General features: G+C 57.2%; 6 protein-coding genes. All 6 read left to right on the top strand.

The window, feature by feature from the left end:
• Positions 1–18 precede the first annotated feature (18 nt).
• The 6 genes from PXG97_RS19330 (at position 19) to PXG97_RS19355 (ending at position 13,841) form a co-directional block, all read left to right on the top strand.
• A complete protein-coding gene (locus PXG97_RS19330) occupies positions 19–1,872 on the top strand; it encodes a RagB/SusD family nutrient uptake outer membrane protein (RefSeq protein WP_276499480.1) in 1,854 nt (617 codons plus the stop codon).
• 16 nt (positions 1,873–1,888) lie between these two features.
• A complete protein-coding gene (locus PXG97_RS19335) occupies positions 1,889–2,791 on the top strand; it encodes a DUF5017 domain-containing protein (RefSeq protein WP_276499481.1) in 903 nt (300 codons plus the stop codon).
• 363 nt (positions 2,792–3,154) lie between these two features.
• Entirely contained in the window at positions 3,155–4,609 is a 1,455-nt protein-coding gene (locus PXG97_RS19340; protein ID WP_276499517.1) for an L-fucose/L-arabinose isomerase family protein, read from the top strand.
• A gap of 15 nt (positions 4,610–4,624) precedes the next feature.
• Positions 4,625–7,996 (top strand): LamG domain-containing protein, encoded by a 3,372-nt coding sequence (locus PXG97_RS19345; protein ID WP_276499482.1) that lies wholly within the window; start codon positions 4,625–4,627, stop codon positions 7,994–7,996.
• Between the two features lie 116 nt (positions 7,997–8,112).
• Positions 8,113–12,207, top strand: coding sequence for a cellulase family glycosylhydrolase (locus PXG97_RS19350; RefSeq protein WP_276499483.1), 4,095 nt, complete (start codon positions 8,113–8,115; stop codon positions 12,205–12,207).
• 314 nt (positions 12,208–12,521) lie between these two features.
• A complete protein-coding gene (locus PXG97_RS19355) occupies positions 12,522–13,841 on the top strand; it encodes a glycoside hydrolase family 140 protein (protein WP_276499484.1) in 1,320 nt (439 codons plus the stop codon).
• Positions 13,842–14,130: the final 289 nt, after the last annotated feature.

The following is a 14,130-nucleotide window of genomic DNA, read 5'->3' on the forward strand; positions in this document are numbered from 1 at the left end:
GCTAAAACTGTACTCCTCATGAAATTAAGATACTATTTGTTCAGCTTGCTGGTATGTGTCGGCGCCACCTCCTGCGAGGACCTGCTCGATACAGCGCCTACAAACTTTGTTGCCCCGACCTACAAAACGATAGGGGAGCTGGAGACCGGCCTTGCCGGGGTGTATGATGTATTAGGTAACAGGGCGGTGTATGGTGACGTGTTACCGTACTGGTTGAATGTCAGCACCGATATCAGCTATACCAATACCGGGCAACTTAACACAACGGCCTATGTCTACACCCCTGCCGATGCGCAGATAACTGATTTCTGGAAGGTGCTCTACCAGGGGATCTACAGGGCGAACCTGGTGCTGGCCAAGGTGGATAACCCGGAGCTGGATGAGTCGAGGCGTAACCAGATCAAGGGACAGGCCCTTTTTCTAAGGGCTTACTACTATTTCCTGCTGGCCAGCAACTTTGGCGATGTGCCGCTTTTATTAACCGATGCCCCGGATATAGATAACATGAACGTGCCACGCTCTCCGGTACGGGAGGTGTACGACCTTATCGTAAAGGACATGACAGAAGCCGAGGCATTGGTGGAAGAGGCCGTCAACTTAAGCGGGGGCGGCAGGGTGTCCAGATCAGCGGTACAGGGCATCCTGGCCAAAGTGCATCTGACGATGGCAGGGTACCCGCTGAATGACAAATCACAGTATGCCGAGGCCCTGAAGTGGGCCAGGAAAGTAAAGGACTCGGGGATGCATGCCCTGAACCCGGACTATAGTGATGTGTTCATTAAGTATGCCCGGGACGAGTATGACATCCGCGAAAGCATCTGGGAGGTAGAGTTCCACGGGCTGTTGTCAGCAGGCTTGCAGGAGTATACCTACTATGTGGGCGTAAGGGGAGGTATCCGGAGCGCCGACCCGGTTATCGGGCGCAGCAGCGCCCAGGTGCTGGCGACCAAGAAGCTGTATGATTTGTATGAGAAGGCACCTGTCGAGGAAGGAGTGCCGCTGAACTCACCGGATATGCGCCGGGACTGGAATATTGCCACCTTTACCTACGCTGGCAATCCGGGGATAAAGACACATAACCCGGATTTGTGGCGCAGGACGATGGGGAAATGGAGACGAGAGTATGAAACGCTGACGCCCAAGGACGCCTCTGTTTCCGCGCAGAACTTCCCGATCCTCCGCTACTCGGACGTCCTGCTGATGCTGGCAGAGGCGGAGAACGAGGTTAACGGACCGACTGCCCTGGCCTATGAGGCCATCAACGAAGTGCGCAGGAGGGGATACGGTGTGTTAAGTGAAGGAAGCCAACCGTTAAAATACATCGAAATGACAGATGGGGGCACAGGGTATACCGTAGCCCCTGATGTGTACATCAACGGCGTGAACGCGACGGCCAGTGGGATGGCCAGGGTTCACCTGGCTTTTGCTGAGGGGGAAGCCCAGGGAAAAGTGGCGGGGGTGTTCTATGAGCCCAAGCCCGGTGAGTTCACAAATGGTTACGTTACGCCGCCCACCATCACCTTTGAGACAAAAGCCGGCGACTCGGGCAGCGGGGCCGCCGCTATGGCCGTGCTGACCGAGCAGGCCGATGCGGACCTGCAGCCCGGGCTGGGCAAGGAGGACTTTCTCCAGGCGGTGAAGGATGAGCGGGCGCGTGAGCTCTGCTTTGAGAGCTCCCGAAGGCCGGACCTGATCCGCTGGGGTAACTTCATCGGGGACATGAAGGCGTACATGGCCTGGGCCCTTGCCAATGGAGCGGTGCAGGGGCATGTGCTGGCGCAGACCAACGTAGCGGAAAGAAACCTGCTGCTACCGATTCCTACCTACGACCTGGCTTTGAACAAAGCCTTAACACAAAACCCAGGATATTAATAAACGGAACGAAGTCATGAAACATATCTTCATCATTCTATTGGCCGCCTTTGCGCTGGCTTCCTGCGAGAAGAACCTGGAAGTGGATGCCCCGGACTTTGATGTGCAGGTCGAAAAGACAACCTATCAAGTGGGGGAGCCCGTTACCTTCACCTTCAGCGGCTATGCCGGCAATATTACCTTCTACTCAGGGCTACCGGGGGCAGACTATAATTTCCGGGAGCGTACCGAAGTGGAAGGAGGCAAGCCACAGATCGACCTGGTGACACAGTATGGCGGCGGCGGCACCCAGGGTGAGTCGCTGAGGCTGATGGTGACCACAGATCTGCAGGCGCTGACAAAGGAAGGGGTGCTTGCCGCGAACTGGACAGACATTACCGACAGAGCGGCCATCGCGCCGGACCCTACTATCACGCCTTCAGGAACCATCGATCTCTCGGATCTCGCTGTGTCAGGCAAACCCTTGTTCTTTGCCTTCAAGTTTAAGGGAGAAACAGACCCGGACCGTGCCGCCGGCAACTGGATCGTGCGGGATTTTAACGCTGCCACGCTGCTGCCTGATGGCTCCGCCATACCCGTGACCACACTGCAGACGGCCAGCTGGCAGCCCTTCAGCATCACCAATGACGCCAATGCCTGGTATTCCAGGGGCACTCCGATCGTGGACCTGGTGATCATTGGAGGTGGTAAGAATGCGCCGGAGAGCGAGGACTGGTTTGTCACCAAGCCACTGTTCTTTACCAAGGTGCCGCCAGACAGGGGCGTGCCCCTCCAGAACATAGGCACTAACGCCCTGGCGGGGCATACCTTCGTGTACAACCAGCCTGGCACCTACACCGTGACCTTTCTGGGTTCAAACTACAGCGTGGATGAACACAAGCAAACTGTGAAGCAATTCGAAATTAAAGTGAGTGAATGATAGGTGAATGCAGCTGATGGAGCCTGGCTGGCAGAAAACAGGCCAGGCTCCTGAACTGCCCGAACCAGAATACCGGAACAGGGGCGGTAAGGAATGCGCCATACACCATACACCTGCATATTGGCAGGGAATATCCTTTATTTTTTTTAACTTAGTGCGTTAAGTATAAAAGGTGGTGGCAAGAAGCTGCTGACCGCGCCATCGGATTGCCGGGGTACGCCTGGGAATAACGCTCTGATTGGCCAGGGACAGCAGTGGTTTGCTTCACCTTAGTGCGTTTAGTAAAAGCAATATATAATCAAATTTATCAATATGGATCAAATCGTAGAGTCGGCTGTGGTAGAGCCTGTAGCAAATGCCCATATGTCTCCCACAATTAAGAAACGAAAGGCAACAACCCCAAGGATCGGTGTTTTTGGCGTGGGCTATGCCAAGTATTGGGAGCAGTTCGAAGGGCTGTACGACCAGATGCTGGAGAAGCAGGCCGTCTTCCTGGAAAAGGTGAAAAAGCACCAGGCAGAAGTGATTGACTTTGGGATGGTGGATGACGTGCAAAGCGCCTACGAGCTGCTGCCGAAGCTGAAGGCGGCAAACCTGGACCTTATCTTCTGTGACATGCTGACGTATGCCACCTCCAGCACCTTCGGCATCATCATCAAGAGTGTGGATGTGCCCATCGTGCTGGTGGCACTGCAGCCGGACAAGGCACTGGATTACAGCAAGGCCTCCACGCACCAGCAACTGTACAATGACGACATCTGTTCGCTGCCGGAGTTCACCGGGGTGGCCGTGCGTATGGGGAAGAAAGCCCCGGACGTGATCATCGGTACCCTGCATGAGGATGAGGCAGCGGAACAGGAGATAGGGAAGTACTGCGACATGGCCCGCGTGCTCCACGACCTGAAAACCGCACGCATCGGACATATCGGTCACCCGATCGAGGCAATGCTGGATATGCACTCGGATGCGACCATGCTGACGGCGCATTTCGGGGTGCACATTGTGCAGTGCGAGGCGCATGAGATCGTCCAAAAGTACAGGCACGTGGCTAAATCGGATGTGGAGGCGGAGAAGGAGCGCATTCTGGATTTCTTTGATACGCCGGACCCGGTATCTGACCCGATATCGGAAAAGCTCCGTGACGCGGATCTGGAAGTGGCTGCCCGTGTATCGGTAGCCCTGGAGAACTTTGTAAAGGACAGAAAGCTCGATGGCCTGGCCTACTACTACGAAGGCGAGGCCAACAGCGATACCCGTATGGTGATGACCAATCTGATTGTGGGCAACTCCCTGTTAACGGGTGCCGGCTTCCCCATGTGCGGGGAGTCTGATCTGAAGTGCTGCATTGCCATGCTCATCATGGAGCGCCTGGGCATTGGGGGAAGCTTTGCTGAGTTCCACCCGGTGGACTTCAAGGAGAATTTTATCCTGGTCGGCCATGACGGGCCCCATAACGTCACGATCGCACAGGGCAAGCCCGTGTTGCGAAGCCTGAAGAAATACCACGGGAAGCCGGGCTTCGGTGCCGGCGTGGAGTTTAAGATAAAGGAAGGCCCGATCACCATGCTTAGCATTACCTCGACCTACGAGGGTAAGTTCAAGTTCGTGATTGCCGAGGGAACCTCCGTGGAGGGCCCCATCCCGCCGACCGGCAATACCAACACCAGGGGGTACTTCAAGCCGGATGTGCGAACCTTCCTGAAAAAGTGGGTAAAAGAGGGGCCGACGCACCACTTTGCCCTGGGTGTCGGGCACCATGCCGAGACCATCAGGAAGATAGGGGAATACCTCAACATCGAATCCGTGATAGTAGAATAAATTGATAGGTTGCTTATGAAGACGGCAGTTGCGTACCTTTTTTTCCTGTTTATCCTCACCTCCTATGGGCAGGCAACAGCCTCTGCTGACAAGCAAGCGCAGGCGCCTGTACAGCGGGAGGCAAAAGCCTTGTTCCACCTGGGTTTTGAGAAAAGTCTGGGAGCCAGTGCAAATGGGGCCTCAGGTCCGGTTCAAGCCGGAAACAGGCCCGAGGCAGTAGACGGAATCAAAGGCGCAGCCGCCTTCTTCAAACCTGGGCAGGTGCTGCAGTACGCGGCGGCAGGGAACCTGGATAATAACCAGGGCACGATCGCCATGTGGCTGAAATTGCCGGCGGAGGATGAGGCAAACGCTAAAGGCCCCCTGACCCTTTTCAGTGAGGGCGGGCCGGAGGCAAAAGGCAGCAACAGCCTGAAGATCGAGCTGTATCCCGGCCGCTTCATCCGCTTCAGCCTGAAGGACCCGAAGGACTCGCATATCTACTACCACAAGATCGATGCCTGGGACAGGCAGGAGTGGCACCACCTGGCCTTTACCTGGAATGTGAAGAAGGGGGCAGCCATTTATGTAGACGGGATGCCCGCTTCGATAGGCTGGATGCCTGGGTGGACTCCTAAAACCTATGATACCTTTTTTGTAGGGGCCGCCAATGCCCGGGGAGAGCAGGCGTGCCAGGCTGCCCTGGATGAGTTGGTCATCTATGACCGGGAGATAACGGAAGAGGAGGCAAGAAAAGCCTTCGGCCAGTACCGGGCCTTTTCGGCGGAAGTGGTCCTGCTGGATCCCTTTATCCGTGCGTCCGTGCCAGGAAGCATACCGGTGGCTATCCACAACCCCGGCCGGGAAAGTATACTGCTTACGCGTTTAAGCTACGTCCTTTCTGATCAAAAGGGCACGGCCCTGCTGCAGGGCCCGCTGCCGGATCAAACCATAAGCGGTCTAACTAGGCAAATGCTGCATGTGCCCCTGGCCGTTGCCGTTGCCAGCACCTATACCCTTACCCTATCCTACACAGAAAACAGACAACCAAGACAAGTGCAGGCCCCTGTGCAGGTGATAGCCGCCTCCGAGGCACCTGCTGCGCAGCCTGCCCGGCAGACACTGATTGCCCAGGTGGATGCGGTAACGCAGCCGCCTGTGGGAGAGGCGGGCGGTACCACCACTGTTTCCTCGGCCCTGGGGGCCTACCGGGAGGGTGGGAGTAAGGTGCGCGACCGCTTTGCCCTGGGCTTCGAGGTACGTGATGTGAATGAGCCGCATGTGGCCGTGATCACCTACCCCGATGACAAGCCCAGAACCATGGAGGTGATGCTGCAGGACTTTGGCAACAACATAGACTTTCAGGTGCACACGGGGGTGTTCACCGGGGAGGAGTACCCGCTTTCCCACAAGATGCTGGAGCACCGCGTGGTCTTTTGGCCGCGCTCTAAAAAGCAGGCATTCATCTTCATGACCGCCGAGGAAGGCTACCCGGCGGCGGTGCAGGGGATAAAAGTGTACAGGCTGCAGGATTTTGCGGTTGCCTCCACCAATGGGAGGTTTGCGGGGAGCGTGCCCGCCCGCAGCACGGGGCTTTACTACGAGGACCCGGTGCTGTTCCATAATTTCGGTACCGGCCGCGACCTGAAAGGGTTCACAAAGGCAGCCGACAGGATGATTCAATACATGCAGTCCTTCGGGCAGACCGAGGTCGAGTATCCGTTGGCCTGGTATGCCGGGCCTTTGTACGGGACCGCGGTGGAACCTTTTCAGCCGGACATTGACGGGGCGCAGGGTGGGCAGCGGCCGCACCCGGCGGGCTACCCGGCTTACCTGCTGCAGCGACTCGGGGAGCATAACATGAAGTTCACGGCCGGCCTGCACATCCATACGCTTCCCAGCCTGAACAAGTATGCGGTGGCTGATACGGCGCGCATCCACAAAGGCGATGAGACGGTTATTAACATCAACAAAGACGGGAAGCTATGGTATGGCTACTGGCACGGTGCGGACCCGAACTACAACCCGGCTGACCCACGGGTGATGGCCTCGGTAAATGCTATTGTGCAGGAGATCACAGCGCGGTATGCCAAGGCGCCCGCCTTTGACGGCATCTCCCTGGTGATGGCCCGCCCCAAGCTGTTTACCTTCGGGTCCCTGGCCTCGGGCTACAACGACTCCAACCTGCAGCGCTTTCAGAAAGAGGCAGGCATTCGCATTCCCACCTATACTCCGGGCGATCCGGAGCGGTTTGCCAAAAGTTATACTTGGCTGATGGAAAACCCGGCTGCCAGGAAGGCCTGGATCGACTGGCGCTGCCAGGTGCTCTACGAGCATTACGCCGCCATGGCGAGCCAGATGGCAGCCTACCGTGCTGACCTGAAGCTGAAGCTGAATGTGTTTGTGCACCTGACCCACAACGAGCGCCTGGCTGATTACCTGGCGCAGCCGCCGGTAGAGGTGATGCGGGAGATGGGCATCGATCCGGCGCTGTATAAGGACCACCCCAACATTTTGCTCAACTATACCTCCGTGCCGGCCGACCTGCGCTGGAAGCGATCGCACTACCCGCCCGCCCGCCATGAGGTCAACCGCACCGTGATGACGGCGCCGGAGGTGGTGGCCTCCTTAACAGATCATAAGCAGGTGCGCATGACCATACATGACCGCTATTGGGAAGACCCGGTCGGCAGTGAGCAGCCGCTGGAAGGGCTCAAAGCCATGGGCGTAAGGGAGATGGTGTGGCGCGCCTCCACCTTTAACGGGGCCAGGTTCCATAGTCTGGAGCCCTACATGTTCGCGCTGCATCACCTGGATGCTACTAGCATGGTGAAGGGGGGCTATGTGGTGGGCACCTTCGGGATGGAGCAGGAGCTGGCGCGTTTCTCACAGGCCCTTCAGGCCTTGCCGGCGGTAAAGTTCGAGGAGGTGCCGGCTGTATCGGACCCGGTGCGTATCCGACAACAGGTGGTGGACGGCAGGCTCTACTTCTACGTGCTGAACACCCTGCCGGAGCCTGTGGAAATCAACGTGAGGCTGAAGGAGGCGGGAGCACTCCGGGAGCCTGTTACAGGCAATTCACGCAGAAAGTCCCGGAAGCATCGCCTGAGCCTGGAGCCCTACGGGCTGCAGGTCTTTACCAGCGCGTCGGTGGACCAGCGTGTAGTAGGTGGAGAGGTGAAAGTCCCTAAAGAATGGTACAACAAGTTACAGGCAGCCTACGAGCGGGTGTGGCAAGTGGGGCAGGAGAAAGGCACTGACACGGGCAAATACGCGCCTTACCTGGCGCTGGCCCGCCAGAGCTGGGAAACGGGACAATACTCCCGGCTCTACTTTCTGCTGCAGGAAAGTTGGGCCAGGGAGCTGCTGAGGGCAAATGCCGGCGCGGTGACCCCGCTTTCGCAATAGAAGCCGTTGACTTGCAGGAGAGAGAAAAGAAGGGGCTGCAGGGCAGCGGGAGGAGAGGCACAGGTAGCGCTGGTAAGCCCTGATGGAAGGCAACCTATAACTTTAGATACAATGCCATGGTAAAGAAAACAGCCTGCCTGCTAGCCTTGCTGCTAGTAATGCTACAGCACCTTGTTAGTGCTCAGGGCGACGGAGACGTTCTTTTCAAGAACGGTGACCGCGTGAACTTCATCGGCAACAGCATTACCCATAGCGGGGAGTTCCACAACTTCATTCTGCTGTACTACGCCACCCGCTTTCCCGACCAGAAAATCACCTTCTACAACTCCGGTATCTGGGGAGACAATGCCAATAACTTCCTGCGCCGGATGGACACCGACATCCTGGCCCGGCCCGCTGACTGGTCGGTGGTGATGGCCGGGATGAACGATGTGAACAGAGCCCTTTATGCGGCCTCCAGGCAACAGGAACCAGACATTGAGGCCAGGAAGCAACGTGCCCTGGAGGATTACAGGGGCTATATGGAACAGGTGATCCAACGGCTGCTGCAGGCCGGTACGAAGGTAATCCTGCAGAAGCCAAGTATTTACGACCAGACAGGCGACCTGCCGGCCGAGAACATGTACGGTGTGAACGATGCCCTGGAGCGGTGTACCGGGATCATTGATGAGCTGGCGCAGCAGTATAACCTGAAAGTGGTGGATTACTGGACGATTCTTGATAGCCTGAACCAGCAGGTGCAGTCCACCAATCCCAAGGCTTCCCTGATCAGCAATGACCGGATCCACCCGGGCACGGTGGGCAATTTCATCATGGCCTACCAGTTTCTCAAAGACACGGGAGCGCCAAGGTTTGTGTCGGAAGTGAGCATAGACCGGGGCAGGCTAAAGCGCAGCAAGGGCTGCACGGTAACGGAAATCACGGCTACAGACAGTTTGCTCGAGTTTCGCTACCTGGCCCAAAGCCTGCCTTTTCCCGTGCCTGCCGAGGCAGCACCGGCGCTGGAGCTGGTGCCTTTCACACAGGAGCTGAACACTGAGATACTCAAGGTCTCCGGTCTGGCAACGGGCGTGTATGCCCTGACGATAGACGGAACCTTTGTCCGCAACTATACTCGTGAGGAGCTGGGCAAGGGCGTGAACCTGGCCCTGGAGCAGCACACGCCGCAGTACAGGCAGGCGGTGCAGGTGCGGGCGCAGGCCTCGCTCTACAGGTCGCTGCAACGCAAGCTGCGCGACATCAGGCGGGTGGAGATCAATTACCTGCCTGCCGAGCTGCGGGATGCGGCCTTTGCCGACGTTAAGGCATTCATAGCGCATTTAAAGAACACGGATGATCCGAAGTATACCGCCAACAAGGCGCTCTTTGAGAGTTACCTGGTAGAAAAGCCCAAAGAGCAGGAGACCGGGCGGCGGCTTTCCGAAGTAGCCGACCATATCTATACTATCAACAAGCCCATCGGGCATGTGTTCCGCCTGAGCCTTGGAGCCCAGACAGACCCGGACGCGCAGACTACCCACCGCTGGGATTTTGATGAGCCGGTGGTCAACAACCTGGTGGAAGGCTGGACGGTGGTCAATTACAGCGACGCTGCCACTTCAGGGGGTATCCTGAACCTGACGGGTGTGCAGACCTACAACCACATCCGCTATAATGTGCCCACCGCCAATACGGTAGACCCTGCACAGAGTAAAACAGCCCTGATCCGGCTCAAGAACGGCACGGCCGACACCAGGGCCCGGTTCTACTGGTGGGGAAGCGCCGCAACGGCCGCCTACATCGAGTTCGATATCTCTGCCAACGACACTGCCTTCAAGGAATATAAAATAGACCTGAGCAGCGACTCCCGCTGGAGCGGGAATATCAGCATCATCCGCTTTGATGTGCCCAGCCCGCTCCTGGCTGCTTCTTATGGCAGGCAGGTGGCCATCGACTACGTAAAGCTGAGCGCAGAGGAGCTGCCCCATCCGGAGCCGGAACCCGTAGGGGCGATGCCGGACAGGGTACCGGCGCCATTCGGGGTGAACCTGGCGGGGGCGGAGTTCGGCCAGGTGTGGGGACCGGATTATTCCTACCCAACGGAAGCGGAGCTGGACTACTTTAAGGCAAAAGGCCTGAACCTGGTGCGGCTCCCTTTTAAGTGGGAGCGGATACAGCCAACGCTCAACGGCCCCTTAAGCGCCGAGGAGCTGGCCAGGATGAGGAGCTTTGTGCAGGCGGCCAGGACCAGGGGCATGTGGGTGCTGCTGGACATGCACAACTATGGCCGCCGGAATATAGGAGGCACAGAGTATGTCATCGGTGATCCTGCCCTGCCCGTAGCGGCCGTGGCGGATGCCTGGCACAAGCTGGCCGGCGCGTTCAAGGATGATGAGAATGTCTGGGGCTATGGGATCATGAACGAGCCGCACGGGATGCTCGCCTCCACGCCCTGGTTCACGATAGCCCAGGCGATCATCGATAAAATCAGGACCACCGATACCCAGACCACCATTGTGGTGGGAGGGGATAGCTGGAGTTCTGCCGCCAGGTGGCCCGCTGCCAGCGATAACCTCAAAAACCTGGAGGACCCGGCTGATAAGCTGATCTTTGAGGCGCACGTTTACTTCGACGACGATGCCTCCGGTAAGTATGACGGCACCTACGACCAGGAGCAGGCCGACTCTGACATCGGCATAACCAGAACAGCTCCTTTCGTGAAGTGGCTGCGTGACAACGGCCTGCAGGGCTTCGTGGGGGAATACGGGGTGCCCGACAACGACCCCCGGTGGCTGACTGCCCTGGATAACATGCTGGCTTTCCTGCAGCGCAACTGCGTGAACGGAACCTACTGGGCTGCCGGCCCGCGCTGGGGGAGCTATACCCTGGCGGTGGAGCCTATCAACGGGCAGGACAGGCCACAAATGGCCGTGCTGGAGAAGTACAAGACGGCTAACACCGCCTGCACCGGTGAGGTGGAGCTGGAACAGCAGACCCATAGCTGGGAGTTTAACGGCGCTTTGGAAAGCAACCGCATCGACGGTTGGACGATCGCCAACTACACCAATGCCAGTGCTGCCAATGGCATACTGGATCTGACGGTAGCGCAGACCTACCAGCACATCAAGTATGACGTGCCTGCCAGTAACGCCATTGACCCTGCGATGAGCAAATATGCCGTGATCAGGCTGAAGAACACGACCCCGGATACCAAAGCCCGCTTCTACTGGTGGGGGCCTGTGGGCGATAACGTGGCCCATTACGTGGAGTTTGACATCAGCAGCAATGACACTGATTTTAAAGAGTATACCGTCGACCTGAGCCAGAACGCCAGCTGGACCGGGAAGAGCAGCATCCGCATCATCCGCTTTGATGTGCCGGGGATAGCCAGTGCCGCTTCTGTGGGCAAGCAGGTGCAGGTAGACCAGGTAAGGCTGCTGGCCGCGCTTCCGCCGCAACATGCCTATACCTGGCGCTTTGACGAGGCGGTGGCCAGCAACAGGGTAGAGGGCTGGAATATCGTCAACTACACGGGGGCCTATACTTCCGTAGGCGTCCTGCACCTGACCACTTCCCAGACCTATAACAATATCCGCTATGATGTGCCGGCCAACGCGCCGGTGGACCCCGCTGTGTACAGGTATGCCACCATCCGCCTCCGGAACGGGACGACAGACACCAGGGCGCGGTTTTACTGGTGGGGACCTGTAGGGGACAATGTGGCAAACTATGCTGAGTTTACCATCAGCAGCCAGGACACGGCTTTTCAGGAATACACCCTGGACCTGAGCCAGCTGCCCCTTTGGACGGGCAAGAGCAGCATCCGCATCATCCGTTTCGATGTGCCAAGCCCGGTGAGTGAGGTGTCGTACGGGGCGAGGGTGGGTATCGATGAGATCCGCCTGTCCTCGCACCTGCCGCAGCCATCGCTTCAGGTGAATGCCCTGGTGGCCAGGGCAAGCGCTGCCACGGAAACGGAGCACGCGGGGTTCTTTGTCCGTGCGGCATCCGAGCGTAGCATACACGTGAAGGCTTCTGTACCGGAGCAGACCGAGGGGATGCTGGTGATAACGGACATGGCGGGCCGGAGGCTGGCAGATAAACCATACCGTTTTGCCCGCGGCGACAATGCTTTGGAGGTGCGGGTGCGAAAGCTGGCCCCGGGCATGTATATTGCCACGTTCTACAGTGCCAGGGAGAAGGTGAGCAAGAAGTTTGTGGTGCAGTTTTAACGGCGCCTTACTCCTGCCGGCAGACATAACAGAAAGCCGGGGAGCCTGTCAAAGGCTCCCTGGTTTTCTGTCTTTATACATGTGCTGCCCCTGTAAAGGGCAGCCTCTTGGAGCATACAACAGTTACCGGCCAACAGGCTGTTTGGCTGTCAGGAGCTCCTGATGCATGATGGGAAAGTACAGCACGAGCGCAGGGAAGGTATCCGGCAGCACTGTACGTATCTTTCCTGTTCGTCTCTTTAACCTATTTTAATCCTGATATGAAGCTATCCGCTCTAGAAAGCATGCGCTGTGTCTTTCTTTTCGTTTTCAGCATGCTGGTTCCCTTCCTTGCCACTGCGCAGACAGACCTGCGTGTCAGCGATAACGGCCGCTACCTGGTGCATACCGACGGCACCCCTTTTTTCTATTTAGGTGATACGGCCTGGGAGCTCTTCCACAGGCTCGATAGGGAGGATGCCACCGCCTACCTGACCAACAGGGCTGCCAAAGGCTTTACCGTCATCCAGGCGGTGGTGCTGGCCGAGCACGACGGGCTGCACGACCCCAGTCCCTACGGGCACACGCCGCTCCTCAACGATGACCCTACCCAGCCGAACGAGGCATATTTTGCCCATGTTGATTTCATTGTGGACAAGGCGGCGGAACTGGGGCTGCATCTGGCCCTGCTGCCCACCTGGGGCGACAAGCTCTTCAAAAACAAGTGGGGCGTGGGGCCGGAGGTTTTCAACCCGCAGAATGCGTATGCCTATGGCCGCTACATCGGCAGGAGGTATCAGGATAGACAGAACATTATCTGGGTCATTGGCGGGGATAGAAACCCGCGGGAGGATTCAGCTGATGTGGAGGTGTGGCGGGCCATGGCCAGGGGCATTACCGACGCCGTTGGCGGAAAGGAGAAGGTGTTGATGACCTTTCACCCCCAGACAGCTTCCTCCAAGTGGTTCCACGAGGATGACTGGTTGGACTTTAACATGCTGCAGACAAGCCACTGCGCTGACACTAAGGTATGGGAGAAGATAAGCCATGACTACAACCTGCCTACTGTGAAACCAACCATGGATGGGGAGCCCATGTATGAGGAAATCCCCGTCTGCTTTGACCTGGAAAAGAACGGCTATGCTGACCCCAACGATATCCGCCGGAAAGCCTACCTGAGTCTCTTTGCCGGCGCCCATGGCCACACGTATGGCTGCAACAACATCTGGCAGATGTACGAGCCCGGTCGCATCCGCCACATTGAAGCCACCATGCCCTGGTATGAGTCGCTGGACCTGCCGGGGGCAAATGCCATGACGCATGTGCGAAAGCTGATGGAGTCGCGCCCCATGCTGGAGCGCGTCCCGGACCAGTCCCTGCTGGTGGGAACGGTCTCTGATAACTACAAGGAGCGTGTGCAGGCTACCCGGGGCAAGGCCTACGCTTTTATCTATACTTCCTCCGGGCTTCCTTTTGAATTACAATTGGGGAAGATCACAGGCAAAAAAGTACAGGCATCCTGGTTCAACCCCAGAACGGGAGAGACAAGCAAGGCCGGGCGGTTTAAAAACAGCGGAATTAAAGTATTCACACCCCCCACCCAGGGAGACGACCAGGACTGGGTGTTGATCCTGGATGATGCTACCAGGAAGTAAACCTGCAGTCATGGAGCCCGCAGTAGTTGGAGTGCTGGAGGATAGCGTTATGTTCAGGGGCTGCCTCGAATATCTACTTAGTGCGTTAAGTATTTTGGTTCTGTCCTGTATTCGCTTCCATTCGCATCAAACAGGAAAGAATATGAAAATAAAGCAGTAGAAATATGTCCAATTGACAGCTGCTGACTTCTTTTTAACTGAAAATAATATTGGAACTGTACTTGAATTATTGGAATAGATTCTATAATATTGATTGCTTGCTCACTTAGTGCGTTAAGTAAGTAGAATA

It is taken from the genome of Pontibacter litorisediminis, assembly GCF_029360645.1.
Lineage (GTDB): Bacteria > Bacteroidota > Bacteroidia > Cytophagales > Hymenobacteraceae > Pontibacter > Pontibacter litorisediminis.

What these genes read in the sequence shown, in the direction of transcription:
- PXG97_RS19330 (WP_276499480.1), top strand. Translation starts at nt 19, where the DNA reads ATGAAATTAAGATACTATTTGTTCAGCTTGCTGGTATGTGTCGGCGCC.
- PXG97_RS19335 (WP_276499481.1), top strand. Translation starts at nt 1,889, where the DNA reads ATGAAACATATCTTCATCATTCTATTGGCCGCCTTTGCGCTGGCTTCC.
- PXG97_RS19340 (WP_276499517.1), top strand. Translation starts at nt 3,155, where the DNA reads ATGTCTCCCACAATTAAGAAACGAAAGGCAACAACCCCAAGGATCGGT.
- PXG97_RS19345 (WP_276499482.1), top strand. Translation starts at nt 4,625, where the DNA reads ATGAAGACGGCAGTTGCGTACCTTTTTTTCCTGTTTATCCTCACCTCC.
- PXG97_RS19350 (WP_276499483.1), top strand. Translation starts at nt 8,113, where the DNA reads ATGGTAAAGAAAACAGCCTGCCTGCTAGCCTTGCTGCTAGTAATGCTA.
- PXG97_RS19355 (WP_276499484.1), top strand. Translation starts at nt 12,522, where the DNA reads ATGCTGGTTCCCTTCCTTGCCACTGCGCAGACAGACCTGCGTGTCAGC.